The sequence below is a fragment of the Lysobacter enzymogenes genome (assembly GCF_023617245.1).
GTDB lineage: Bacteria > Pseudomonadota > Gammaproteobacteria > Xanthomonadales > Xanthomonadaceae > Lysobacter > Lysobacter yananisis.
In genome coordinates this window covers 868240-891763 of sequence record NZ_CP067396.1, presented here as the reverse complement: position 1 = coordinate 891763, position 23524 = coordinate 868240, and the positions used below count along the sequence as shown (strand labels likewise).

Below are 23524 nucleotides of genomic sequence, written 5' to 3'. Positions count from 1 at the left end.
TCAGCGCCTCCGCCAGGTGCCCAGGCGCAGCGCGTCGAGCAGCAGGAAGATCACCGGCCACAGCGCCATGCCGACCAGCGGCGCGAACCAGTAGGTGGTCGGCAGCGAGGGCTCGCGCAGGACCATGTGGACCACGGCGGTGACGATGCGGTCGTTGAGCATCAGGCCGCCGATCGCCAGCGCCTGCTGCGACAGCGGGAAGAACCGCAGCCGCGCGCGGAAGCGTTGCAGGATGAAGGCCATCACCACCAGCCGCAACGCCTGTTCGCCGAGCAGGCCGTCAGAGACCAGGTCGCCGCACAGGCCGACGATGAAGGCGAAGCCCAGGCCGACGCGCTCGGGGTCTTCGATCACCCAATAGGCCAGGACCAGGCCGAGCCAGAACGGACGCAGCGGCGCCAGCACCTGCGGCATCGGCAGCAGGCTCAGCGCGAGCGCGGCGATCAGGCTGACCGGCAGCACCCAGTGGTGGCGGGCGCGGGTCATCGCTGCGGCTCCTGCGGGGCGTTGCGCGGTTGGGGGCGCGCGGCGGCGGGCGGCGCCGAGGTCGCGGGCGCGCGCTGCGCCGACGGGCGCGCGGCGGGCGCTGGGGCGTTGCGGCTGCCGGCGGCGGCGTTGGCGTTGGCGCCCGCGCCGGAGCGCGCGCCCGCGGCGTCGGCCGGCGGCGCCGGTTCGATTTCGGACTTCAGTTCTTCCGGCGACGTCGCGCTGCGCGCCTTGGGCTTGCGCTGCTTGAGTTCGCTCAGGCGCTGCGCGGCGGCCTGCTCGGCCGCGGCCTGGGCTTCGGGCGTGGAGGCCGAAGCGGTCTCGGCCACCGCCGGCTGGGTGTCGAAGTCCTGCGTGTTCACCGGCGGCGGCGGCAGCGACAGCAGCACCAGCACTTCGCGGCCGCGGTCGAGCTGCGCGGCCGGCTTCACTTCGCCGACCAGGAACGCGCGGCTGTCGTCGGGCTTGAGCGCGGCGATGGTGCCGACCGGGAAGCCCGGCGGGAAGCGCCCGCCGAGGCCCGAGGTCACCACCACGTCGCCGACGCGCACGTCGCTGGACAGCGGCACGCTGCGCAGGGTCAGGCGGTCGCTGCGGCCTTCGCCGTACACCACCAGGCGCACGCCGTTGCGGGCGACGTTGACCGGCACCGCGTGCGAGGGGTCGGTGATCAGCAGCACGCTGGAATGCAGCGGGGTGATGCCGGTGACCTGTCCGATCAGGCCGCCGGCGTCGATCACGCTCTGGCCCACGCGCAGGCGCTCGCGGCTGCCGGCGTCGAGGATCAGGCGCTGTCGCGACGGGTCCAGGTCGATGTCGAGGATCGGCGCCAGCACCACGTCGAGGTTGCCGCGCTCGGCCACTTCCAGCAGCCCGCGCAGGCGCTGGTTGTCGGCGGCGACCGACTGCAGCCGGGCCATGCGCGCCTGGTTCAGCAGCGCCTCGTTGCGCAGGCGGCGGTTCTCGTCGGTGAGCTGGCTCAGGGTGCCGGCGTCGTCGCTGACGCGTTCGACCAGCCGGCCGGGCCAGCCGGCCACGGCCCACAGCGGCGCGACCAGGGTCGCGGCCTGCTTGCGCGCCTGGCTCAGCCAGCCGCCGCGGTGGTCGAGCACAATCAGGGTCAGCGCCAGCGCCAGGTAGGCCATCAGGCGCAAGGTGTCGGCGACTTCGCCGCTGCGGGCTGCGGTGGGTGGGCCGGCGTAAGGAGGCATCGGGCCGGGAGGTCGCCGTTGGAATCAGAGGGAGTAGAAACGCGAACGCAGCGAAAGTTCGCTGCGCGCGTGACGATGGAGCCGGATTTGAATCTTAGCCACTGCAGCGCGCAGTGGGCGCATGGTCGGACCGGATCGGGGGAAACGCGGTCCGCGCACGCCGCGCGGTTGGATCGGCGGCCGGATCACTCCGGCGCGAAGAACTCGTTGCCGTGCATGTCCACCAGCTCCAGCGCGCGGCCGCCGCCGCGGGCGACGCAGGTCAGCGGGTCGTCGGCCACCTGCACGTGCAGGCCGGTTTCCTCGCTGATCAGGCGGTCCAGGTCGCGCAACAGCGCGCCGCCGCCGGTCAGCACGATGCCGCGCTCGGCGACGTCGGCGCACAGTTCCGGCGGAGTCTGCTCCAGCGCCAGCTTGATCGCCGAGACGATGCCCGACAGCGGCTCGCGCAGGGCTTCGAGCACTTCGTTGGAATTGATGGTGACCATCTTCGGCACGCCCTCGGCGAGGTTGCGGCCGGAGATCTCGACGGTGCTGGCGCGCTCCTGCGGATAGGCGCAGCCGATTTCGAGCTTGATCCGCTCGGCGGTGGCTTCGCCGATCAGGGTGCCGTAGGTGCGGCGCACGTAGTTGATGATCGATTCGTCGAAGCGGTCGCCGCCGATGCGGACCGAGGCCGAATAGACGATGCCGTTGAGCGCGATCACCGCGACCTCGGTGGTGCCGCCGCCGACGTCGACCACCATCGAGCCGCGCGCCTCGGTCACCGGCATGCCGGCGCCGATCGCCGCGGCCATCGGTTCCTCGATCAGGTAGACCTCGCGCGCGCCGGCCTCCTCGGCCGATTCCTTGATCGCGCGGCGCTCGACCTGGGTCGAGCCGCAGGGCACGCACACCAGCACGCGCGGGCTCGGGCGCAGGAAGCGCGATTTGTGCACCTTGCGGATGAAATGCTTGAGCATTTCCTCGGTATAGGTGAAGTCGGCGATGACGCCGTCCTTCATCGGCCGGATGGTGGTGATGTGGCCCGGGGTACGGCCGAGCATCTGCTTGGCCTCGCCGCCCACCGCCGCGACCGTACGGTTGCCGCCGATCATGCGGTCCTGGCGCACCGCGACCACGGACGGCTCGTTCAGCACGATGCCCTGGCCGCGCACATAAATGAGGGTATTCGCCGTGCCCAGGTCGATGGACAGGTCGTTGGAGAACATGCCGCGAAACTTCTTGAACATCGGGGGATTGGGCCGTCAAAAATGGGGGCGGAGCGGGGCCGTTAGCCTAGCAATCGCCCCCCCTGCGAGCAAGGAAAATCAACGGTTTCGGGCGCCGCCGGCTATTCAGCCAAGGCCCGCCCGGAGCGGCCCGGGACCCTGGGGATAACCCTAGGCCGGGGCCCTGGCGGGGCCGGTCGGGGACCGGGTCCGGGGCGGGGTCCGGGGTCGCCGGCGGCACCGGTCGGGACCTCCCCATCGGGACGATCCGCACGGCGCCCCGCCCCGCCGCGCGACCGGCGCCGCGGTCGCTCGCGAGGCCGGACGTCGACGCTTCGAGGCGATCCCGACGGCTCCCGCACGCCCCCGGCACGCAAAAAACTGGCCGCGCGCGCGTCCAGCCGCTACGCTACCGCCGCCGGGCGGCCACAAACCGCCCGTTCTTGCATTCGCGGACCGGCGCTTGCCGGTTTTTCCGTCCGCGACGACGACGCGTCCAATAACAATCTTCGGGGTGAACCTACATGTCTGCGCTGATCTGCGGCTCGCTGGCCTACGACACCATCATGGTGTTTCCGGACCAGTTCAAGAACCACATCCTGCCCGACAAGGTCCACATCCTGAACGTCTCGTTCCTGGTGCCGCGCATGCGCCGCGAGTTCGGCGGTTGCGCCGGCAACATCGCCTACAACCTCAAGCTGCTCGGCGGCGATCCGATCCCGATGGCCACCGTCGGCCAGGACTTCGGCCCGTACCGCGCGCACCTGGAGTCCTACGGCATCCGTCTGGACTGCGTGCGCGTGTTCGAAGAGCAGTTCACGCCGCAGTGCTTCATCACCACCGACCTGGACAACAACCAGATCACCGCGTTCCATCCCGGCGCGATGTCGAACTCGCACAGCAACCACGTGCGCGACGTCGCCGGCGTCACCTTCGGCATCGTCGCGCCGGACGGCCGCGAGGGCATGCTGCAGAACTCCAAGGAATTCGCCGAGCTCGGCATTCCCTTCATCTTCGACCCGGGCCAGGCGATGCCGCTGTTCAACGGCGAAGAGCTGCGCGCGTTCATCGAGCAGGCCGACTACGTGGTGGTCAACGACTACGAGTCGAACCTGCTGCAGACCCGCACCGGCTGGGACGAGAAGCAGATCGTGTCGCGGGTGAAGGCCTACATCACCACGCTCGGCCCGCGCGGCGCGATCATCCACACGCCGGAAGAGACCTACACCATCCCGCCGGCGTACGAGCGCCGCGTGACCGACCCGACCGGCTGCGGCGACGCGTTCCGCGCCGGCCTGATCTTCGGCATCGAGAAGGGCTACGACTGGATGACCATCGGCCGCATGGGCAACCTGATGGGCGCGCTGAAGGTCGAGCATCCGGGCACCCAGAACCAGCGCTTCGACTACGCCGAGTTCGCCGAACAGTTCCGCCAGCAGTTCGGTTACGCGCTGTAAGCGCGGCGGCGTTCGCGACACCCGAAAAATCCCGGCTCCGGCCGGGATTTTTTTGGGGCCTTCGCCGCTTCTTGGAAGACTTGGCTGTCGTGGGAGGGCCTTCAGGCCGGATGCTTTTGTCTCGGATCGCGGCGAGCTGAGCGGAAGGCATCGGGCCTGAAGGCCCTCCCACGACATCGCTCGCAAGCCGCGACCGCGAATCCGCAATGACGACCAAGCCTTCGACGCGACCGGTTACTGCGCGCTCGCGGCTCGCGCCACGCCCACAGGCGGGTCGCGCGGTTGCGCGTGCACGTCGCGCCAACGCGCGAACGCGGCGGCGTCGCCGTCGAATACGTTGAGGTCCACCGGCCCGTCGATGCCCGCCACCCGCGCGCGGTTGTGGTATTGCCACAGCGTCCACGCGGCGCGCGAGTCCGGCGCGCGCAGGATCGCGCGCCGCCACAGCGGCCGCGACGGCAGCGCCGCGCGGTAGGCGTCGAAGAATTCCGGGGTCACGTACAGCAGCGCCGGTTTGCCGTAAGCGGCTTCCACCGGCGCCAGGAACGCATCGAGCTCGGCGCGCATCGCCGCGCCGTCGGGGCGGCGCCCGCAGTTGCCGCCGAATTCCAGATCCACCGCCGGCGGCAGCGCGTCGGCGGCGGCCGGCGCGGCGGCGAGGAAGTTCGCCGCCTGCGCTCCGCCGTCGCGGCAGAAGGTGAAGAAGTGATACGCGCCGACGGCAACGCCGGCCGCGCGCGCGTCGCGCGCATTGGCCGCGTAGCGGCGGTCGCGGTGGTCGCCGCCTTCGCTGGCCTTGAGGTAGGCGAAGGCGACGTCGTCGCGCGCGACCGCGCCCCAGTCGATCGCGCCCTGATGGTGCGACACGTCGATGCCGCGCAGCGGGTAGCGCGCGCGGTCGGGTTGCCAGTGCAGGAACCACCAGCGCGCGGCGATGCCGATCGCCAGCGCCGTCGCGGCAACGGCGACGGTGCGCATCGCGATGCGGCGCCAACGGGTGCGATCGAACTGGTCGGGCATGGGCGCGTTCCGTTCGCGGCCGGCGCTGCGGCCGCCCGGCTATTCTTCCTCGTCGTACGCGCTCTTCGCCAGCGCGATGCCGGCGCGGCGCAGGATCGCATCGACCGCCGCCCGGTCGCCCAGGCCGCCGCTGTCGCCCGCTTCGCGCTCGCGGCCGGCGGCGACTGCGATTTGGTCGCACTGGTAACACAGCAACACCTCATAGCGCAGGCCGGCGCTGACAAAGCTCACTGCGTGGCGATAGCTCGGCATGCACAGGCTGCTCGCATCGGGGACCTGGCCCAGCGCCTGCGCCAGCGCCGCGCGCACCGCCGGCCGGTCGGCCGCGGCAAGGCGGGTGCGGCCGAGCACGCGTTGATCGTGGAAGCAGCGCTCGCGCTTGCACCAATCGCGGCGGCTGCGCTGCTCCAGCGATGCTTCGCGGCGCGAGAGTTCGACGGCGGACAGATCCTGCCACTGCGGCGGCGACGGCGGCGGCTCCCAGGGCTGCAGCGAATACAGTGTCAGGTCCTCGGCGCCGTCCAGCGCCGACAGCGCGCGGGCGCGCAGGCTGCCGGGCTGCGGCGCGCCGGATGCCGGTTCGGGAGTTGTGAGCCGTGCCGGCGGATCCAGCGCGGCCGGCGCGACGGCGGATGGCGCGCTCGTCGCCTGCGCCTGCGCCACGCCGCAGGCGCCGGTCGCCAACGCCAACGCCAACGCCAGCGCGACCAGCCATCGAAAACATCCTGGTTCGTGCATTCGCCTCCCTCCCTGGCCGGCGCGCGGCGCCGTCGCTATCGCCTCACTTCCACCCCGGCATCTTCTCCGGCTTCAACCCGCCCACCTCGAACGTCGCGGTGCGGGTGCCGCCGGCCTTGACCGGAAACTCGATGCTCAATTCCTTCGCCCCGCCGAGCAGCCGCCACAGCGCGCGCTCGTCCTCGACGAACATGGCGATGGCCTCGTCGGTCTTGGGCCGGCTGCCGGCCATGGTCTTGATCTTGCCGTCGACGCCGACCTTGAGCTTGCAACCGCCGTAGCAGTTGAAGTCGCCGACCTGCAGCACGAGGTAGCTGCTGCGGCCCCAGTCGGGATGGTCGCGGAAGATCAGCTGCACCGGGCGCGGGGTGCTGCCGTCGGTCTCCACGTTCGCCTTGGCGTAGATCGAGGCCGACAGCTGGATGCCGTCCTTGCCCTTGGCGAGCTTGACCGGCGTGCTCATGTACGACCACAGCGATTCGACCCGGCGCTGCTCGCGCGCTGTCTTGGCCTTGCCCTGCGCTTCCTCGTACTGGGCGCGGATGCGTTCGGCGGTGGGCGTGCCGGCGTACTTCGACGTCACGATCTCGCCGTAGGCGGCGGCCATGTCCCATTTCTGCTCGGCGTAGGCGCTGTCGAAGTTCTTGGCCTCGGCTGCGGCGGCCTGTTCCTTCTGCGCGGCCTGGGCCGCTTCGGCGGCCTTGGGATCGGGCTTGTCGCAACCGGCCAGGATCATCGCGGCGGCGAGCAGGGCGGTGGCTTGGCGGACGTTCATCGCGGGCGGGCCTCGGTTATCAGTCGGTTCACCGCCTCGGCGGCTTGTTGCGGTCGTTCGACGATCGACATGTGGCCGCAGCCCTGCAGCAGCACGCGCTGCGCCTGCGGCAGGCGCGCGGCGTACAGGTCCAGCGCGCTGGGATCGATCACCACGTCCTGCGCGCACCATAACAGCAGCGACGGCTGGCGGATGCCGGCGGCCTCGATGCCCGGCAGGAAGCGCTCGTCGCTGCGGCCGATCTTGTCGAGCACGGACTGCTCGAACGCGGCGTCGCGGCGGCGCTTGTCGATGTAGATGCGGCTGGCCGGCCACGGGATCACCGGCTTGGCCGCGTCGTCGTAGAACACGATGTCGATGTAGCGCTGCAGCGAAGCGGCATCGTCGACCGCGAACGGATTCTTGCCGCGCAGTACCGCCAGGCCGAACGCGTTGTCGTTGAAGCGCACGCCGGCGGCATCGAACAGGCCCATGCGGTCCACGTCGTGCGGATGCCGCGCGGTCGTCAGCGCGACGATGCCGCCGCCCATCGAATGACCGAGCAGCACCACCTCGCTGCCGGGCTTGCGCGCGACTTGTTCGATGAAGCGCGCCACCCGCGCGCTCTGGGCGAGGAAGCCGTAATCGCCGCCGGCCTTGCGCTCGCTTTCGCCCCAGCCGGGCAGGTCCGGCGCGAACAGGCGGTAGCGGCCGCGCAGGCGTTGCGCCAGCGGGTACCAGTTCTCCTTGCTGCCGGTGAAGCCGTGGATCATCACCACGGTCGGCGCGTTCGCGGGCGCGTCGTCGTTGTAGGCGTAGACCCAGCGGTGATCGTCGATCTTCGCCGCGTTGCGGGTCAGCCCGGCTTGCCAGCGCTGGCGCGCGTAGTCGGCCAACACCACGCGGTAGGGATCGGGCCACAGCCAGATCGCCAGCGCGCACAGCAAGACGGCCGCCACGAGGGCGGCCGTCCCGAGCAAGGCGCGAGGCTTGCGCATGCGCCCTGCGCGCTTACTGGCCCGCCGCCGCGGCCGGCGCCGACTTGGCCTTGGCGATGACCGCCTCGACCGAACCGGTGGTGATCGGGTGGTAGCCCGGCTTGGCCTTGGCGAAGGTGTCCTCGGCCAGCTTCAGGCCTTCGGGGGTTTTCGCCAGTTCGGTGTAGGTCGGCATGATCAGCTTGCGCCGGCCGATCTTTTCCAGGAACGCGGCGATCGCCTTGTCGGCATCGTGGTAACCGCTGCGCACCGTCAGCGGATACCAGCGCTGGGCGATCTCGCCGTTCGGCGTGCCGGTGAACTTGTAGGCCGCGTCCAGCGCCTTGAGCTGCTCGACGCTGAGCGTTTCGGGCATGCCCTCGATGAAGTGCACCCACTCCTGCGTGCTCCACTTCGCGGTCGCCGCGGCCGCGGGCAGCGTGCCGCCGTCGACCCAGGCCTTGCGCGCGGCGTCGACCGCGTCGAAGCGCGGCGACACCGTCGCCGGCGCCGACTTCGGGATGCCCGGGCCGTAGATCCACTCGTCCAGCTCGGCCTCGCTGACCTTGCCCGGATGCTTGGCCAGCAGGTTGGCCTTGGCGTATTCGACGAACTTGGTGGTCGGGATCGACTGGAACGCGAAATGGTCGAAGTAGCTGCGCAGGAACGGGTCGAACACCTCGCGGCCGTAGCGCTGTTCGAGGAACTGCAGGAACCACGCGCCCTTGGTGTAGACGGTCGCGCTGGAGGCGTCGTCGGGATCCTTCAGCGTGCCAGGCTTCAGCGCCAGCGCCTGCAGCTTGGGATCGATGGTCTTGAACTCGGCGGCCAGCTCGTTGCGGCCGATCACGTTCTCCATGTCGGCGCGCTCCTTGCCGTACAGCGACTCGACGATGCGGTTCTCGACGTAGCTGGTGAAGCCCTCGTTGAGCCAGCCGTCCTTACTGCTGCTGAAGGTGACCAGGTTGCCCGACCAGCTGTGCGCGAGTTCGTGCGCGACCAGCGACACCAGCGACTTGTCGCCGACGATCACGGTCGGGGTGGCGAAGGTCAGGCGCGGGTTCTCCATGCCGCCGTACGGGAACGACGGCGGCAGCACCAGGATGTCGTAGCGCTCCCAGCGATAGGGACCGTAGAGCTTCTCGGTGGTCTCCATCATCTTTTCGGTGTCGGCGAATTCGGTCGCGGCCTTCTTGACCATCGCCGGCTCGGCCCACACGCCGCTGCGGTTGGAGATCGGCTGGAAGCTCAGGTCGCCGGCGGCGATGGCGAGCAGGTACGACGGGATCTTCTGCGGCATCTTGAAGCTGTAGTCGCCGTCGCGCGCCGCCTTCGGATCGTTGTCGGCGCTCATCAGCACCATCGCGTCGTTCGGCGCGGTCACGTGCGCGGTGTAGGTGAAGCGCACGCTCGGCGTATCCTGCAGCGGCACCCACGAACGCGCGTGGATCTGCTGCGACTGGCTGAACATGAAGGGCTGCTTCTTGCCCTCGGTCATCGACGGCTCCAGCCACTGCAGGCCGGACGCGCCCGGCGACGTGAGGTAGGCCACGCGGATGCGCTTGTTGCGCTGCGGCGCGTCGATGGTGAGCTTGCTGCCGAGGGTCTTGTCGGCCTCGGCCAGGGCGAACGTGAGGTCCTGCCACTTGCCGTCGGCGCTTTCGCCGGTGACCTTGTCGATCTTGAGGTCGCGGGTGTCCAGCACCAGCTGGTTGGCCTTGGGATCGGTCCAGTCGAGCGTGTAGGTGGCGCTGCCGGCCAGGGTCTTGGCGGCGAAATCGACCTTCAGCTCCAGCGCGAGGTCGTCGATGCGGACCAGGTCGGGCTGGGCGTAGGAGTGTTCGTCGCGGTCGGCCGCGGCAACGGCAGTGTCGCTCACTTTGGCCTCCGGGGTCGCGGCGGGCTTGCTGGAATCGGCGGCCGGCGCGGATTCGCGCGAGCAGCCGGCGGCGGCGAGGGCCGCGACGAGACAAACGGAGAGGGTCGAAATGCGCATCGGAAAACCACGGAAGCCGGTGAATGGCCGAGTGTAGCGCCTCGCCCCGGGGCGGGGCTTGTGCATCTTGGCAGTCGGCGCGGGCGGCGCCCGTGCGGCGGCGCGGCGACGGCGGACCGGCATCGACGCGGGCGCGCGACCGGCCCGGAACGGGTGCGCCGCGGGGGTCAGAATCCGGATCGGGCCCGCCCCGCCGGCCGGTCTGCGATGCGCGCCGCGATATGCAGCGTCCCGGCCACGCGCACTGGCGCAATGGCCGCGGCCCGGCTAGCCTTGTACCGTTATTCCATCATTCGGAACTTTAGACATGACCCTTCCCCTCGCAGGCAAAGTCGCTCTCGTCACCGGCGCCAGCCGCGGCATCGGCGCCGCCATCGCCCGCCGCCTCGCCGCCGACGGCGCCGACGTGGCGATCACCTATGTCAGCTCCGCCCAGCGCGCCGAGGACCTCGCCGCGCAGATCCGCGCCGGCGGCCGCCGCGCGATCGCCATCGCCGCCGACAGCGCCGACGCGCAGGCGGTGACCGCAGCGGTCGAGCGTACCGTGGCCGAACTCGGCGGGCTCGACATCCTGGTCAACAATGCCGGGGTGTGGACCTACGGCCCGTTCGAGGACGAATCGCTGGAGAACTACGAGCGGGTCATGGCGATCCACGTGCGTGCGCCGTTCGTGGCGGCGCAGGCGGCGTCCAAGCACCTGCCGCGCGGCGGCCGCATCGTCACCATCGGCAGCTGCCTGGGCGAACGCGTCGGCGCGCCGGGGATGGCGCTGTACTCGCTGAGCAAGGCGGCGGTGGTGGGCTTGAGCAAGGGCCTGGCGCAGGACCTGGGGCCGCGCGGTATCACCGTCAACACGGTGCAGCCGGGGCCGATCGACACCGACATGAATCCGGCCGACGGCGAAGGCGCCGACCATCAGCGCGCGGGCCTGCCGCTGCGCGCGTTCGGCAACGCCGACGACATCGCCGCGACGGTGGCGCACCTGGCCGGGCCGGGCGGCGCGTTCATCACCGGCACGCAGATTTCGGTGGATGGCGGGTTTTCGGCCTGATGCGCGGTGGGGCGCAGGTCTCGATGCCGGTTCGCGGCGATTTGAGCGGAAGGCGTCGGGGCTGAAGCCCCTCCCACAAGTTTCATCGCGGTGAAGCCCTGGATGTCCGCGTTCGCGGGCATGACGGCGGGTGGGTTGCGCGGCGTGTGAAGTACGCGATGCTTCGAGAAGTGCGCGATGCTCAGATACGCGACGACTCTACAAGCCGTCATCCCCGCGAACGCGGGGATCCAGAGACTTCAGCGAGCAGGTTCGACCTGATCGTTCGCACTTGCGCCGGCTACCAAAACACCACCAGCAACACGAAGCCAATCACCGCCGCAAGCGCCAACACGCCGACCGCCAGGGTCGCTTGGCCGCCGCCGCAATCCTTGCAATAGCGCGCGCCCGGCAAAATACCGAGCAACGGGAACGTCAGCAAAGCCAGCAGGCTCAGCGACGAATCCTTGTCGACCGGCCGCTCCCCGCATTGCGCGCACATCCGTTGCATGCCGCGGAATCCGTCAGGCCTTGTAGCCCGTATGCACCGCGCAAATCCCCGCCGACAGGTTCTTGTAGTCCACCCGCGCGAACCCGGCATCGACCATCATCCGCTTGAGTTCGTCCTGCGGCGGATGCTTGCGGATGCTCTCGGCCAGGTAGCGGTAGCTCTCGCTGTCGTTGGCGAACAGCTTGCCCAGCTTCGGCAGCACGTTGAACGAGTGGAAGTCGTAGATCGGCTTGAACCAGTCGGCCTTCACTTCCGAGAACTCCAGCACCCGCGCCTGGCCGCCGACCTTGAGCACGCGCAGCATCTCGCGCAGCGCGGCGTCCTTGTCGGTGACGTTGCGCAGGCCGAAGGCGATGGTGACCAGGTCGAAGCTGGCGTCCGGGAACGGCAGCGCCTCGGCGTTGCACTGCACGTATTCGAAGCCGGACACGCGGCCGCGGTCGGTCATGCGGTCGCGGCCGACCTTGAGCATGTCGTAGTTGATGTCGCCCAGCACGATGCTGCCGCTGTCGCCGACGCGGTCGCGCAACAGCGCGGCGATGTCGCCGGTGCCGCCGGCCAGGTCGAGCACGCGGTCGCCGCGGCGGACCTGGGCGGTGGCGGTGAAGTAGCGCTTCCAGACCCGATGGATGCCCAGGCTCATCAGGTCGTTCATCAGGTCGTAGTTGCCGGCGACCGAGGAGAACACTTCGCCGACCAACTTGCGCTTCTGTTCGCGCGGCACGTCGCGGAAACCGAAGTGGGTGGTGTCGTCGGTCTGGGGCTTGGATTCGTTCATGGGCGCGATTATCGCATGGCGGCCGGGCCGGGGTTTTGCCTTGGTGGGAGGGCCTTCAGGCCCGAGGCTTTCGTTTCGGACCGAGGCGACCTGAGACCAAAGCATCGGGCCTGAAGGCCCTCCCACGAAAGTCCTCCTTCCCGCGGGAAAAATCCCCCAAAAGGATTAGCCCCGCCCCGCTCCGCCGGCCGCCCGCTTTGGCATGATGCGGGGATGACCGCGACCGTGACCTGGCAAGCCAAGCGCTACGCCGACCTCAGCCTCGACGAGCTCTACGAGCTGCTGCAACTGCGCTCGCAGGTGTTCGTGATCGAGCAGGACTGCGTCTACCTCGATCCGGACGGCAAGGACCGCCATCCCGAGGCGGTGCACCTGATGGGCCGCGCCGGCGACGGCCGGCTGGCGGCCTATCTGCGCATCCTGCCGGCCGGCCTGAGCTATCCCCAGGTCAGCTTCGGCCGGGTGCTGACCGCGGCGGAGTTCCGCGGCCAGCGCCTCGGCGGGCCGCTGCTGGAGGCGGCGCTGATCGAGATCGAGCGGCGCTGGCCCGGCGCCGACATCCAGATCGGCGCGCAATCGCATCTGCAGGCCTACTACGGCCGCTACGGGTTCGAGCCCGCATCCGAGCCCTACGTCGAAGACGGCATCCCGCACATCGACCTGCTACGGCGCGGGCGCGGCGCCGGCTGATCCGCCGCGGCCCGCGGCCGCACCCGCGCGTAGCAACGCCAGCGCGCCGAGCAGCAGCAACAGGTCCTTGAGCAGGAACTGGCCGGTACCGCCGACGAACGGCGCGCCGTAACCCGGCTGCCAGCCCGGCAGGGTGAACAGGAAGCTGTTGGTCAGCAGATAGGTCGCCACCGCCGCCCACAGGCCCCAGCGCGCCAGCCGCGGCCGCCACGGCCACAGCGCGATCGACGCCGCGGTCGCCAGTTCGACCGCACCGATCAGGTTCGACGCGCCCTGCACGTCCAGCGGCCCGTACAGCCAGGAAAACAGCGGGCTGGAGCGCATCAGCCCGGCCACGCCCTCGGCTTCGACCTGGGTGAACTTCATCAGCCCGATCCACACCAGCACCAGCAACTGCCCGGCCCACAGCGTCCACAGCGCGCGCGCGCCGCCGCGGGCGCAGCCGCGTTCGTGCGCGAACACGCCCAGCGCGAGGCCGGCGATGCCCAGGTGCTTGAGCAGGGTCTGGCCCGAACCGATCACCGGGAAACCCTCGTAGGGCGGCTGGTGGATCCACGCCGCCGGGCTCAGCAAGCCCAGCAGGCCGGCGCCCCAGAACGCCATCGCCGCCAGCGCGGCGCCGCGGCGCCAACGGCCCGCGGGCGCGATCAGCAATGCCGCGCCGATCGCGCATTCCAGCGCGCCCAACGCCGGGCTCAACCACGCCGCCTGCGACGCCAACCCCGCCAGGCCGCTCGCGTTCAAGAACTGGGCCAGGGCCGCGATCTCGAAATCGAGCGCGCGCATCGCGCCGAACCACAGCATCCACAGGCCCAGGACCCGGGCCGAAACCTCCCACACGCGCGCCATCGGCGCGCGCTGCATCGCACAGTGCATCGCTCCACTCCAGTGTGTCCCGCGCATTTCGCGCGTACCCCCATAAGAGGGCGGGACGGCGCGAAAGGATTCGCCGCCCCTCGACCCGGACGCGCCGGCGCGCCAGACTGCGCAGCGATACGCACCGGAGCCCCGCATGATCGCCACCCCCGACTACCGCGCCCTGCTCGCCACCGCCGTCGCCGAGGCCCGCCAGGGCATCGCCGAGGGCGGCATCCCGATCGGCGCCGCGCTCTATCACAACGACGGCCGCCTGCTCGGCTGCGGCCACAACCGCCGCATCCAGGAGAACGATCCCTCGGTGCACGGCGAGACCGACGCCTTCCGCAAGGCGGGCCGCCAGCGCCGCTACCGCGACACGATCATGGTCACCACCCTGGCGCCGTGCTGGTACTGCAGCGGGCTGGTACGCCAGTTCAACATCGGCACGGTGGTGGTCGGCGAATCGGTCAACTTCCGCGGCGGCATCGACTGGCTGCGCGAGAGCGGGGTCGAGGTGATCGACCTGGCCGACCAGGAATGCATCGACCTGCTCGGCGGCTACATCGCGGCCAATCCCGAAGTCTGGAACGAGGACATCGGCGAAGACTGAGCCGCCGCCATGACCGCGGAAAACGGAATTTCCATGCGCGCGCGCCGCCTCTGGCCGCTGCTGCCGCTGGCCGCCGCCGCGCTGGCGCCGGCCGCGGCGCAGCCGCCCGACTGCGGCGCCACCGCCGAGATCGCGCTGATCTGCCGCCAGGCGCCGGACGGCCGCAAGGCCAGCCTGGTGCGCACCGAACTGCCCGCGCGCGGCGGCTGCGAGCGGCCGCTGCTGGAAACCTTCACCGACAGCGACCGCGACCGCCCGCGCAGCCTGGCCCTGGCCGTGGGCCAGAGCGGCGAATGCCGCTTCGCCGACGGCGGCAGCCTGCGCGTGCGCGTGCAGGCCGGACCGCCGCCGCCGGCCGGACCGTGCAGCGGCCAGCCGTCGGCGAGTTTCTCGCTGTGGCTGGACGACCGCCGCGTGGCCGACCAGCGCGAAGTGCGCAGCCGCTGCGAAAGCGCGCCGACGCCATGGACCTACCGCGTCGACGGCGACGCCGTGTACGACTGCAGCAACGGCGACTGCGGGCCGCTGCTGGCGCCGGAGCAAACGCTGGCGGCGCTGCCGGTGGACGCCGGCGAATTTCCCGACGCCGCCGCCGCGGCGACAGCGCAGGCGGCGGCGCAGGCCGCGGCCGCGCCCAACGGCCTGCAACGCCTGCTCGACCGCGGTCCGGTCTGCGCCGAAGCCGAGCGCCAGCTGGCGCTCAGCTGGGACGCGTTCGATCCGTTCCGCCGCGGCGACGACGCCGACGCGCCGCTGCACCGCGTGGCCGCCAGCGAAGCGCCCGCCGGCACGGCGATGCCGGACGCGCTGGCGTTCGCGCACGGCGCATGGCGCGCGTTCGATTTCGACTTCGACAACGACGGCCTGATCGACCGGGTGTACCTGGGCGACGCCCGCGACGAAGGCGAGTGGTACGCCTCGCCTCTATTGGTGGTGCCCGGCGCGTCGGCGCAGCAATTCCAGGCGCGCGCGGGCGCCGCGGCGGCGCAGGCCGTTCCGTGCCAATGGGACGGCGCGCGGCCGCCGCTGTCGCACTGCGACGACCTGCGCAGCCCGGCCTGGAGCCGGCGCCAACCGCTGCAGCAGGCGGTGCCGGCGCCGCTGCCGGGCCTGCCCGGCGGCGACGCGTTTTTCCAGACCCGCACCACCACCGCGCTGCCGCTAAGCTACGAAGACGCCACCTATGTCGCCCTGCGGAGTTCCGCCGGCCCCGCGCGCGATTACGTCGCGCTGTACCGGCCAAAGCCGGGCGGCGGGCGCGAGGCGGTGTGTCTGATCCAGCGTCGGCCGGACGCGCGCTGAAGCCGCGCCGGCGCGCGCCGGGCGCTTACACCCGTCACTGGGCAAGCCGCGGGAGCCGGCGCAGAATCGCCCGCACATGGCCGCCGCTCCCGCCCCGCTGTCGATCCGCGCCTACCGGCTCAGCGACTGGCCGCGCCTGTGCCAGATCCACGACCGCGCGCGCCTGGACGAACTGCAGCGCAGCGCCAGCGCCGACGCGTTCCGCAACCTGGCGCGCACCGCGCACAGCGAGGGGCTGTTCGACGGCCGTCTCGACGTGGCCGAAGTCGACGGCGTGGTGCGCGGCTTCGTCGCGTTCCAGCGCGCTTCGCTCAACTGGCTGTACGTGGACCCCGACAGTTATCGCCAGGGCGTCGGGCGCGCGCTGCTGCGCCACGCGCTCGCGCACTCCGGGCCGGTGGTGTCGACCCAGGCGCTGCTGGGCAACGACCCGGCGATCGCGCTGTATCGCTCCGAGGGGTTCGTCGAGATCGAGCGCCGGCAAGGGCGGCTGGGCGGGTGCGACGAGTTCGTGGCGGTGGGGCTGATCCTGGAGTTGCGACGCTAAGCGATCGCGGCGCCGAATCCGTTCGTTGTTCGGGCGAAAGTCGACCACGCGGGCCCGTCATTCCAGCAAACGCCGAGGCCTCTCAGACGCGTCGTTCCGACGAAAGCCGGGACCTCACAAACCCGTCATTCCGGCGAACGCCGGAATCCATTTTGATCTTGCCATTGCCGTTTCTTCGCAAGAGCGCAAGCAACAGCAAAAAAATGGATTCCGGCGTTCGCCGGAATGACGGGGTTGCGAGCGGCAGGCCTCCATCTGGAAAGGAGGCCGGGTGTTCGCGGCTTCGGGTTGTCGCGGCGGAGCTACGTCGCTGCGGTTGGCTTCAAAACCATCAACCAGAAGATCCCCACCACGCTCAAGAACGCCGGCCAGCCGAGCCAGAACCACCAGAACATCGTGCGGTGGTAGCTCGCCGGCAACGGCGCGTTCGCGGCCGCCGCCTGCGCCGCGAGCCGGCGCGCGCGCGCCTGCAGCCACAGCACCGGCAGCCAGCACGCGCCGACCACGAAGAACAGGATCAACGCGGTCTTGAGCCAGAACAGCGACCACGGAATGCCCAGGTACAGCGCCAGCCACACGCCGGTGCCGAACTGCACCAGCACCGCCGGCGCGGTGAAACAGGCGTCGGCGATGACCACGGTGCGCGCGGTCTCGGCGATCACCTTGGCGTCGCCGCGCTTGTGCGCGATCCAGAAGAAGAACGCGATGCCCAGGCCCGTGCCGAACAGCAGGGTCGAGGACAGGATGTGAATCCACTTCACCCACAGGTACGCCATCGTCTTATCTCCGGTCCGCCAACACCCACGCCACCGCCAGCGCCGGCAGCACCACCAGGTTCTTGGCCAGTCCGCCGAGCGGGTCCAGCCACTGCGCCGGCAACAGCGCGCCGAACGCCAGGGTGTAGGCGAGTACGCTGATCCCCATCAATCCCAGCATCGCGCGCGGCCGCCAGCCGATCAGCAGGCCCAGCGCCAACACCGCATCGAGCGCGCCGGTGATGCGCGCCAGCGCCACCGGCTGCCAGGCCGCCAGCGGCGAGCCGGCGACCATCGCCTCGATCGTCGCCGCCGGCGTCGACCAGCCGACCGCGGCCGAGATCAGCCACAGCGCGACGATGGCGATGCGCAGGGTCGGCGCGAGGAAATACAGCTGCGCGTGCCAGCGGTCTTGCACTTGGCTCGGCGTCGCCGCCAATGCGTCGGCCAGCGCCGCCGGCGCGTGGCCGAAATCGGCACGCACGCGCGCATGCGCGTCGGCGCGGGCGACGTTGCCGCGGCGCAGCATGCGCCACATGGTTTCGCCGACCGGACCGCGGCCCAGGCGTTCGCCGATCGCCACCTGCAGGCTCACCAGCGCTTCGGGAAAGAACACCGCGCCGTGGCCGTCGATGCGCAGCCAGCGCCGCCAGGTCGACTGGTACTCGCGCAGGCTCAGCGGCGCCGGGCCGCCGATCTCGTAAACGCCGGATTGCGCGCCGCCCGCGGCGCGCGCGGCGATCTCGCCGAGGTCCTCGGCGGCGACCGGCTGCAACGGCCAGCGCCCGTCGCCGGGCAGCAGTTGGCGGCCCGGAAACGCGGCCAGCGCGCGCAGCAACGAGGTGCCGCCGTAGGAGCCCGAAGCCGCGTAGACCACCGACGGACGCAGCGCGACCGCGCTCAGCGGCAGTTTCAACAGCTCATCGTCGAAGCGATGCTTGGAGGCGATGAATTCGCCGTCGGCGGGTTCGCCCAACGCCGAGAGCTGGACGAAGCGCGGCACGCCGCAGTCGGCGCAGGCGCGCGCCAACGCCAGCGGGCCATCGACATGGATGGCCTGGAACGTCTGCGCGCCGGCTTCGCGCAGGATGCCGGCGGCGTTGACCACCGCGTCGACGCCGCGCAGGGTCTCGCGCCAGTCTTGCGGCGAGGTCATGCGGGCGAGGTCGGCCGGACGTTCGTCCTCGCGCAGCGCGCGGCCGCCGTCGCGGATGCCGCGCAGCACGCGCCAGCCGTGGCGGCGCAGGGCGGCGATGAGGTAGCCGGCGAGGAAGCCGTTGGCGCCGACGACCAGAACGGTTCGCGGCGCGGCGGGGTGCGGCGGTGCTGCGTCGGTCCGTGGCGCGCGTGCGGGTGCGGGGTCGTCCATGGGGCGACACGGTAGCAGAGCGCGACGAGGGAGAGGACTGTCAATAAAAAAGCGCCTTGCGGCGCTCGTTTTTCTGCTTGTCCCATTTACCCTCACCCTAGCCCTCTCCCGCAAGCGGGAGAGGGAACGGCCTCGTCGCTATCCAACCTTCGCAGTCAAAGCCCCTCTCCCGTTGGCGGGAGAGGGGTTGGGGTGAGGGCCGCTCTACGCGATCAAAGAATGTACCGGCTCAAATCCGGGTCCTTCACCAACTCGCCCAGGTGCTGGTCCACGTACGCCTTGTCGATCGTCACCGCTTGCCCGTCGCGATCGGGCGCCTCGTAGCTCAACACATCGAGCAAGCGCTCCAGCACCGTGTGCAGGCGCCGCGCGCCGATGTTCTCCTGGCGCTCGTTGACCTGCGCGGCGATCTCGGCCAAGCGGTCCACCGCATCGCCGGTGAACTCCAGCGTCACCCCTTCGGTGCGCAGCAGCTCGACGTACTGCGTGGTCAGCGCCGCCTTGGGCTCGGTCAGGATGCGCACGAAATCGTCCTTGCTCAGCGCGCCGAGCTCGACCCGGATCGGGAAGCGGCCCTGCAGTTCCGGAATCAGGTCGCTGGGCTTGGCCAGATGGAACGCGCCGGAGGCGATGAACAGGATGTGGTCGGTCTTGACCGCGCCGTACTTGGTGCTCACCGTCGAGCCTTCCACCAGCGGCAGCAGGTCGCGCTGCACGCCTTCGCGGCTGACGTCGCCGCCGCTCACGCCGGCCTCGCTGCGCTTGGCGACCTTGTCGATCTCGTCGATGAAGACGATGCCGTGCTGCTCGCAGGCCTCGATCGCGGCTGCGCGCACGTCGTCCTCGTTGACCAGCTTGGCCGCTTCCTCTTCGATCAGCTGCGGACGCGCGGCCTTGATCGACAGGTGCTTCTTGTGGGTCTTGCCGCCGGACACCTGCGAGAACATCTGCCGCAGCTGCTGGCCCATCTCTTCCATGCCGGGCGGCGCCATGATGTCGACGCCGCCGAGGTTGACCGCGGTTTCGATCTCGATCTCGCGCTCGTCCAGTTCGCCGCTGCGCAGTTGCTTGCGCAGCTTGGCGCGGGTGTCGCTGTCGGGCGCGCTGTGGTCGGCGGCCGGGGTTTCCGAGCCGAAGCCGAAACCGCCGGGCACGCGCTTGGGCAGCAGCGCGTCGAGGATGCGGTCTTCGGCGCGGTCCTCGGCCTGCACGCGCACGCGCACCTTGGCCTGTTCGCGATACAGCTTGACCGCGGTGTCGGCCAGGTCGCGCACGATCTGCTCCACGTCCTTGCCGACGTAGCCGACCTCGGTGAAGCGGGTGGCCTCGACCTTGACGAACGGCGCGTTCGCCAGCGTCGCCAGGCGCCGCGCGATCTCGGTCTTGCCGACGCCGGTGGGGCCGATCATCAGGATGTTCTTGGGCATCACCTCGTTGCGCAGTTCCGCGGGCAGCTGCATGCGGCGCCAGCGGTTGCGCAGGGCGATGGCGACCGCGCGCTTGGCCGAATGCTGGCCGACGATGTGTCGGTCCAGTTCCTGCACGATCTCGCGCGGGGTCATGGTGGCGTGGCTGTTGTCGGGTTTCATAGAGGCAGGAGTGAGATCGGAGAAGTGAGGAGTGAGTGGCGTGCGCTATGAACGGGAGACGGGGCGAGGAAACCGCTTTTTCTCACTCCTCACTCCTCTCCGCTCTTTTCTACAGCTCTTCCACTACTACATTGCGATTCGTGTAAATGCAGACGTCGCCGGCGATGTTGATCGCCTCGGTGGCGATGCCGCGGGCGTCGAGGCTGCTGTGCGCCATCAGCGCGCGCGCGGCCGACAGCGCGTACATGCCGCCGGAGCCGATCGCGACGATGCCGTCTTCGGGTTCGATCACGTCGCCCGTGCCGCTGATGACCAGCGAGGTTTCCTTGTCGGCGACCGCGAGCAGCGCTTCGAGCTTGCCGAGGCGGCGCTCGGTGCGCCAATCCTTGGCCAGCTCGACCGCGGCGCGGGTCAGTTGCCCGTGCTTTTCGAGCTTGGCTTCGAACAATTCGAACAGGGTGAACGCATCGGCCGCGGCGCCGGCGAAACCGGCCAGCACCTGGCCGTCGCGGCCCAGGCGGCGCACCTTGCGCGCATTGGATTTCATTACCGTATGGCCGAGCGTGACCTGGCCGTCGCCGGCGATGGCGACGCGGCCGTCGCGGCGGACCGAGACGATGGTGGTGGCGTGGAAAACGTTGGGATTCTGACTCGGGTCCATGGCGACCTCCGGGGGATAGCCCTTGGATGGGGGCGCCGGGCGGGCAGTCAAGCCCCCCGGAGGCGGAGGAGTGAGCGGAGAGAAGTGAGGAGTGAGCAAGAGCCTCGCCTCCCGCTTTCGCTCACTCCTCGCGCTTGCGCTTGGCCCGCGGGTGCGCCGCGTCGTACACCTTGGCCAGATGCTGGAAGTCCAGGTGGGTGTAGATCTGCGTGGTCGAAATGTCCGCATGGCCCAGCAGTTCCTGCACGCCGCGCAGGTCGCCGGAGGATTCCAGGATGTGGCTGGCGAAGGAGTGCCGCAGCAGGTGCGGGTGCACGCGCTTGAACAAACCCTGGCGCTGGGCCAGCGCGCGCACCCGCAGTTGCACCGCGCGCGCGCTGATCTGCGCGCCGCCGCGGCCGGGGAACACGAAGGCGTCGTTGGCCGCACCGGTGGACGCGCGCCATTCGCCCAGCGCGGCGCGCGCGTGCGAGCCCAGCGGCACGCTGCGCTGCTTGTTGCCCTTGCCGAGCACGGTGACCAGGGCGTCGTCGAGATCGAGGTCGCGCCAGCGCAGCGCGCACAGCTCGCTCAGGCGCAGGCCGGAGGAATAGAACAACTCCAGCAGCGCGCGGTCGCGCAGGCCCAGCGGCGCGTCGGTGTCGACTTCGACCAGGGCCTTGGCTTCGTCGGGATCGAGCACCTGCGGCAGCTTGCGCGGCGCCTTGGGCGCGCGGATCGGCGCGGCCGGGCTGGCCTCCAGCGCGCCCTGCCTGACCTGCCAGGCATAGAAGCTGCGGCAGGCGGACAGGCGCCGCTGCAGGCTCTTGGGGGTGAGGCCGCGCCGGTGTTCGGCGGCGATGAAGGCGCGGATGTCCTCGGCCTGCAGCGCGAGCACGTCGCCGCCGGCGTGTTGCAGGGTCCACACGGTCAGCGCATCGAGGTCGCGCCGGTACGCGTCGAGGGTGTGCGCGGACATGCGCTTTTCCACCCGCAGGTGATCGAGGAAGGCGTCGACCGGATTCATGCCGCGCATCCTACTCCGCCGCGCGCGGACGCGGCGTCGCGGCGCCGCATCGGCCGCATCCACCGCCGCCCCAGCTCAATCGAAGCGGCGCAGCGCCACCGCCAGCGATTCGCCCATCATCCGCAGGAACAGCGTGCCCATGCCCGGGAAGAAACGGTTGGCGTCGCGGCTGCCGACCGCGATCAGGCCCACGCCCGGCAGCGGCAACAGCGCGGTGGACTGCACGTCGGCGGCGCGATCGGCGTACAGCACCGCGTGCTTTTCCGGCTGCAGGCGGCCGCACAGCGGCTCGCCGTCGGCGAGCGCGTCGCGGAACGGCTGCAGGCGCGCGTCGCCGTCCTCGATGGTCTGCAACCACTCGCTGTCGGCGACGCCGTCGTAGCGGCGCAGCACGATCAGCCGGACCAGATCGCCGTTGAAGTCCTCGGCCAGGCTCGCGGCCATCGCGCGCAAGGTGTCGCCGGCGTTGGACTGGCGCATCAACGCCAGGGTCAGCTGGTGGGTGCGCACGGCCAGGCGTTCGTTCTCCTGGGCGTTGCCGAACAGTTCGTGCAGGCGGCGCGAGAGTTCGCGGTTCTTGTCGCGCAGCACTTCCAGCTGGTAGCTGGCCAGCGAGGCGGCCGAACCTTCCTCGCGCGGCACCACCAGGCTCATCGACAGGTCGGGGAAGTGCTGCAGGAAACGCGGGTGACGGCGCAGCCACGCGGCGACTTCATGGGCGCCGAGCTCGGTCGGCTTGTCGCCGGATCGTTCGCTCATCGATTCCACTCTCCTTCGAACACGAATGCGGTCGGCCCAGACATCGACAGCGTCGACTCGGCGTCGGGCCAGGCGATGCGCAGCTCGCCGCCGGGCAATTGCACGGCGACTTCGCGCTGGATCCGGCCGCGCTGCATCAGCACCGCGGCGGCGGCGCAGGCGCCGGAGCCGCAGGCCAGGGTCTCGCCGACGCCGCGCTCGTACACGCGCAGGCGGATGCGGTCGGGCGCCAGCACCTGGGCGAAGCCGACGTTGGCCGATTCGGGGAATTCCTGGCTGGACTGCAGCATCGGCCCGATCGTCTCCACCGGCGCGGCGTCGACGTCGTCGACCTCGATCACCGCGTGCGGGTTGCCCATCGACACCGCGCCGAAGCCGATCACGGTGTCGTGCACGTCGAGCACGTACTGGTCCTGGCGCGCGGGATAGCCGCGCAGCGGAATCCGCGCCGGATCGAATTCGGGACGGCCCATGTCGATGCGGAAGCGGCCCTCGCCGAGCGCGGCGACCGGATGGCGGCCGGCCGGGCTGTCGACGGCGAAGTCGCCATCGGCGGCGGCGCCGTCGCGCACCAGCCACGCGGCGATGCAGCGCGCGCCGTTGCCGCATTGCTGCGAGGCCGAGCCGTCGGAGTTCCAGATCCGGTAGGACGCCACCGCGCCGGCGCTGAGCGGGTCTTCGACGGTGAGGATCTGGTCGCAGCCCACGCCGGTGTGGCGGTCGGCCAGGCGCCGGCACAGTTGCGCGTCCGGCGCGACGCCGCCGCCGCGCAGGTCGAGCACGACGAAGTCGTTGCCGGCGCCGTGCATCTTGCTGAAACGCAGCGGCGCGGCCGGTGCGGCGGCCTCAGCCATCGCCCTGGCCGCTGGCGGGGACCGGCTCGGCGGACTTGTCCTGCGCCGGCTTGTCGGCGCCGTCGGTCGCGTCCTGCTTGTCCTTGTCCGTGCCATCGGCCGGCGGCGGGGTCAGCACCTGGTCCAGCGACGGCACCGCCGCGCCTTTCTTGCGCGGGTCGGTCGCCACCGGCGGCGCGTTGGCGTTGGAGATGGTCACCGGCACTTCGCCGGGCTTGGCCTTGGGCGGCTCGGGCGGCGGCGGCGCGGTCGGCAGGACCAGCGGGCCCTTGTTGCCGCAGGCGGCCAGGACCAGGGTCAGCGCGGCCGGGATCAGGAGCGGGGCGAGGCGTGCATTCATGGCCGAAGTGTAGCC

Annotated in this window: 23 protein-coding genes and 4 pseudogenes; 6 read left to right on the top strand and 21 right to left on the bottom strand. The window is 70.6% G+C overall.

Annotated features, from left to right (window positions below):
- From mreD to JHW41_RS03735, 3 genes are all read right to left on the bottom strand, one after another.
- Positions 1-486, bottom strand: a complete 486-nt coding sequence (gene mreD / locus JHW41_RS03745; RefSeq protein ID WP_057949110.1) for a rod shape-determining protein MreD — start codon at positions 484-486, stop codon at positions 1-3.
- On the bottom strand, positions 483-1697 hold the full coding sequence (mreC, locus tag JHW41_RS03740; protein WP_250449074.1) for a rod shape-determining protein MreC: 1215 nt from the start codon (positions 1695-1697) through the stop codon (positions 483-485). The genes mreD and mreC overlap by 4 nt, the downstream gene beginning before the upstream one ends.
- 185 nt (positions 1698-1882) lie before the next feature.
- Entirely contained in the window at positions 1883-2929 is a 1047-nt protein-coding gene (locus tag JHW41_RS03735; protein ID WP_057949112.1) for a rod shape-determining protein, read from the bottom strand.
- A 503-nt stretch (positions 2930-3432) separates the two neighbouring features.
- On the opposite strand from JHW41_RS03735, the gene JHW41_RS03730 reads away from it, so the two are divergent.
- Complete coding sequence (locus tag JHW41_RS03730; protein WP_057949113.1) at positions 3433-4365, top strand: carbohydrate kinase family protein; 933 nt, start codon at positions 3433-3435, stop codon at positions 4363-4365.
- 88 nt (positions 4366-4453) lie between these two features.
- Here JHW41_RS03730 and JHW41_RS26325 read toward each other — a convergent pair.
- The 6 genes and pseudogenes from JHW41_RS26325 to JHW41_RS03705 form a co-directional block, all read right to left on the bottom strand.
- Positions 4454-4537 (bottom strand): annotated as a pseudogene (locus tag JHW41_RS26325) (DUF6053 domain-containing protein); the annotation flags it as partial.
- Positions 4538-4599: 62 nt separating this feature from the next.
- Positions 4600-5385, bottom strand: coding sequence for a GH25 family lysozyme (locus JHW41_RS03725; protein WP_250449073.1), 786 nt, complete (start codon positions 5383-5385; stop codon positions 4600-4602).
- A 39-nt stretch (positions 5386-5424) separates the two neighbouring features.
- Positions 5425-6123, bottom strand: coding sequence for a hypothetical protein (locus JHW41_RS03720; protein WP_250449072.1), 699 nt, complete (start codon positions 6121-6123; stop codon positions 5425-5427).
- Positions 6124-6166: 43 nt separating this feature from the next.
- Positions 6167-6898, bottom strand: coding sequence for a hypothetical protein (locus tag JHW41_RS03715; RefSeq protein WP_250449071.1), 732 nt, complete (start codon positions 6896-6898; stop codon positions 6167-6169).
- Entirely contained in the window at positions 6895-7836 is a 942-nt protein-coding gene (locus JHW41_RS03710; RefSeq protein ID WP_250449070.1) for an alpha/beta fold hydrolase, read from the bottom strand. Before JHW41_RS03710 ends, JHW41_RS03715 begins: the two co-directional genes overlap by 4 nt.
- Before the next feature lie 52 nt (positions 7837-7888).
- Complete coding sequence (locus JHW41_RS03705; RefSeq protein ID WP_250449069.1) at positions 7889-9850, bottom strand: M1 family metallopeptidase; 1962 nt, start codon at positions 9848-9850, stop codon at positions 7889-7891.
- Positions 9851-10157: 307 nt separating this feature from the next.
- On the opposite strand from JHW41_RS03705, the gene JHW41_RS03700 reads away from it, so the two are divergent.
- Positions 10158-10901 (top strand): SDR family oxidoreductase, encoded by a 744-nt coding sequence (locus tag JHW41_RS03700; RefSeq protein WP_250449068.1) that lies wholly within the window; start codon positions 10158-10160, stop codon positions 10899-10901.
- Positions 10902-11181: 280 nt separating this feature from the next.
- On the opposite strand, the gene JHW41_RS03695 is transcribed toward JHW41_RS03700, so the two are convergent.
- From JHW41_RS03695 to JHW41_RS26320, 3 genes and pseudogenes are all read right to left on the bottom strand, one after another.
- Entirely contained in the window at positions 11182-11391 is a 210-nt protein-coding gene (locus JHW41_RS03695; RefSeq protein WP_139381769.1) for a hypothetical protein, read from the bottom strand.
- Between the two features lie 13 nt (positions 11392-11404).
- Complete coding sequence (gene ubiE / locus JHW41_RS03690) at positions 11405-12169, bottom strand: bifunctional demethylmenaquinone methyltransferase/2-methoxy-6-polyprenyl-1,4-benzoquinol methylase UbiE (RefSeq protein WP_250449067.1); 765 nt, start codon at positions 12167-12169, stop codon at positions 11405-11407.
- 42 nt (positions 12170-12211) lie between these two features.
- Positions 12212-12295, bottom strand: a pseudogene (locus JHW41_RS26320) (DUF6053 domain-containing protein); the annotation flags it as partial.
- Positions 12296-12382: 87 nt separating this feature from the next.
- On the opposite strand from JHW41_RS26320, the pseudogene JHW41_RS03685 reads away from it, so the two are divergent.
- Positions 12383-12860 (top strand): annotated as a pseudogene (locus JHW41_RS03685) (GNAT family N-acetyltransferase); the annotation flags it as partial.
- A 35-nt stretch (positions 12861-12895) separates the two neighbouring features.
- Here the strand turns inward: JHW41_RS03685 and JHW41_RS26315 are convergent.
- Positions 12896-13462, bottom strand: a pseudogene (locus JHW41_RS26315) (DUF417 family protein); the annotation flags it as partial.
- A gap of 409 nt (positions 13463-13871) precedes the next feature.
- On the opposite strand from JHW41_RS26315, the gene JHW41_RS03675 reads away from it, so the two are divergent.
- From JHW41_RS03675 to JHW41_RS03665, 3 genes are all read left to right on the top strand, one after another.
- Positions 13872-14327: a nucleoside deaminase gene (locus JHW41_RS03675; RefSeq protein WP_057949121.1), complete on the top strand. Its 456-nt coding sequence runs from the start codon at positions 13872-13874 to the stop codon at positions 14325-14327.
- Positions 14328-14360: 33 nt separating this feature from the next.
- Positions 14361-15629 (top strand): hypothetical protein, encoded by a 1269-nt coding sequence (locus JHW41_RS03670; RefSeq protein WP_139381770.1) that lies wholly within the window; start codon positions 14361-14363, stop codon positions 15627-15629.
- A 76-nt stretch (positions 15630-15705) separates the two neighbouring features.
- Positions 15706-16176 carry a GNAT family N-acetyltransferase gene (locus tag JHW41_RS03665; RefSeq protein WP_123646694.1) on the top strand — a complete coding sequence of 157 codons (471 nt, stop codon included), beginning with the start codon at positions 15706-15708 and terminating at the stop codon, positions 16174-16176.
- A gap of 302 nt (positions 16177-16478) precedes the next feature.
- On the opposite strand, the gene JHW41_RS03660 is transcribed toward JHW41_RS03665, so the two are convergent.
- From JHW41_RS03660 to lptM, 8 genes are all read right to left on the bottom strand, one after another.
- Positions 16479-16952 (bottom strand): DUF2269 family protein, encoded by a 474-nt coding sequence (locus tag JHW41_RS03660; protein ID WP_123646693.1) that lies wholly within the window; start codon positions 16950-16952, stop codon positions 16479-16481.
- Between the two features lie 4 nt (positions 16953-16956).
- Entirely contained in the window at positions 16957-18300 is a 1344-nt protein-coding gene (locus tag JHW41_RS03655; protein WP_250449065.1) for an SDR family oxidoreductase, read from the bottom strand.
- 212 nt (positions 18301-18512) lie between these two features.
- Positions 18513-19889, bottom strand: a complete 1377-nt coding sequence (gene hslU, locus JHW41_RS03650; protein WP_250449064.1) for an ATP-dependent protease ATPase subunit HslU — start codon at positions 19887-19889, stop codon at positions 18513-18515.
- A gap of 109 nt (positions 19890-19998) precedes the next feature.
- Positions 19999-20550 (bottom strand): ATP-dependent protease subunit HslV, encoded by a 552-nt coding sequence (gene hslV, locus JHW41_RS03645; RefSeq protein WP_057949125.1) that lies wholly within the window; start codon positions 20548-20550, stop codon positions 19999-20001.
- Positions 20551-20671: 121 nt separating this feature from the next.
- Positions 20672-21556, bottom strand: coding sequence for a tyrosine recombinase XerC (gene xerC / locus JHW41_RS03640; protein WP_078995904.1), 885 nt, complete (start codon positions 21554-21556; stop codon positions 20672-20674).
- A 75-nt stretch (positions 21557-21631) separates the two neighbouring features.
- Positions 21632-22315: a DUF484 family protein gene (locus JHW41_RS03635; RefSeq protein ID WP_057949127.1), complete on the bottom strand. Its 684-nt coding sequence runs from the start codon at positions 22313-22315 to the stop codon at positions 21632-21634.
- The gene (gene dapF, locus JHW41_RS03630) at positions 22312-23169 is read right to left on the bottom strand and encodes a diaminopimelate epimerase (RefSeq protein ID WP_250449063.1); all 858 of its coding nucleotides are present in this window, start codon (positions 23167-23169) and stop codon (positions 22312-22314) included. Before dapF ends, JHW41_RS03635 begins: the two co-directional genes overlap by 4 nt.
- The gene (gene lptM, locus JHW41_RS26310; RefSeq protein ID WP_078995906.1) at positions 23162-23509 is read right to left on the bottom strand and encodes an LPS translocon maturation chaperone LptM; all 348 of its coding nucleotides are present in this window, start codon (positions 23507-23509) and stop codon (positions 23162-23164) included. The genes dapF and lptM overlap by 8 nt, the downstream gene beginning before the upstream one ends.
- Positions 23510-23524 lie beyond the last annotated feature (15 nt).

Coding starts and splice junctions, on each gene's coding strand:
- mreD (WP_057949110.1), bottom strand. CDS start 486: ATGACCCGCGCCCGCCACCACTGGGTGCTGCCGGTCAGCCTGATCGCC.
- mreC (WP_250449074.1), bottom strand. CDS start 1,697: ATGCCTCCTTACGCCGGCCCACCCACCGCAGCCCGCAGCGGCGAAGTC.
- JHW41_RS03735 (WP_057949112.1), bottom strand. CDS start 2,929: ATGTTCAAGAAGTTTCGCGGCATGTTCTCCAACGACCTGTCCATCGAC.
- JHW41_RS03730 (WP_057949113.1), top strand. CDS start 3,433: ATGTCTGCGCTGATCTGCGGCTCGCTGGCCTACGACACCATCATGGTG.
- JHW41_RS03725 (WP_250449073.1), bottom strand. CDS start 5,385: ATGCCCGACCAGTTCGATCGCACCCGTTGGCGCCGCATCGCGATGCGC.
- JHW41_RS03720 (WP_250449072.1), bottom strand. CDS start 6,123: ATGCACGAACCAGGATGTTTTCGATGGCTGGTCGCGCTGGCGTTGGCG.
- JHW41_RS03715 (WP_250449071.1), bottom strand. CDS start 6,898: ATGAACGTCCGCCAAGCCACCGCCCTGCTCGCCGCCGCGATGATCCTG.
- JHW41_RS03705 (WP_250449069.1), bottom strand. CDS start 9,850: ATGCGCATTTCGACCCTCTCCGTTTGTCTCGTCGCGGCCCTCGCCGCC.
- JHW41_RS03700 (WP_250449068.1), top strand. CDS start 10,158: ATGACCCTTCCCCTCGCAGGCAAAGTCGCTCTCGTCACCGGCGCCAGC.
- JHW41_RS03695 (WP_139381769.1), bottom strand. CDS start 11,391: ATGCAACGGATGTGCGCGCAATGCGGGGAGCGGCCGGTCGACAAGGAT.
- ubiE (WP_250449067.1), bottom strand. CDS start 12,169: ATGAACGAATCCAAGCCCCAGACCGACGACACCACCCACTTCGGTTTC.
- JHW41_RS03675 (WP_057949121.1), top strand. CDS start 13,872: ATGATCGCCACCCCCGACTACCGCGCCCTGCTCGCCACCGCCGTCGCC.
- JHW41_RS03670 (WP_139381770.1), top strand. CDS start 14,361: ATGCGCGCGCGCCGCCTCTGGCCGCTGCTGCCGCTGGCCGCCGCCGCG.
- JHW41_RS03665 (WP_123646694.1), top strand. CDS start 15,706: ATGGCCGCCGCTCCCGCCCCGCTGTCGATCCGCGCCTACCGGCTCAGC.
- JHW41_RS03660 (WP_123646693.1), bottom strand. CDS start 16,952: ATGGCGTACCTGTGGGTGAAGTGGATTCACATCCTGTCCTCGACCCTG.
- JHW41_RS03655 (WP_250449065.1), bottom strand. CDS start 18,300: ATGGACGACCCCGCACCCGCACGCGCGCCACGGACCGACGCAGCACCG.
- hslU (WP_250449064.1), bottom strand. CDS start 19,889: ATGAAACCCGACAACAGCCACGCCACCATGACCCCGCGCGAGATCGTG.
- hslV (WP_057949125.1), bottom strand. CDS start 20,550: ATGGACCCGAGTCAGAATCCCAACGTTTTCCACGCCACCACCATCGTC.
- xerC (WP_078995904.1), bottom strand. CDS start 21,556: ATGAATCCGGTCGACGCCTTCCTCGATCACCTGCGGGTGGAAAAGCGC.
- JHW41_RS03635 (WP_057949127.1), bottom strand. CDS start 22,315: ATGAGCGAACGATCCGGCGACAAGCCGACCGAGCTCGGCGCCCATGAA.
- dapF (WP_250449063.1), bottom strand. CDS start 23,169: ATGGCTGAGGCCGCCGCACCGGCCGCGCCGCTGCGTTTCAGCAAGATG.
- lptM (WP_078995906.1), bottom strand. CDS start 23,509: ATGAATGCACGCCTCGCCCCGCTCCTGATCCCGGCCGCGCTGACCCTG.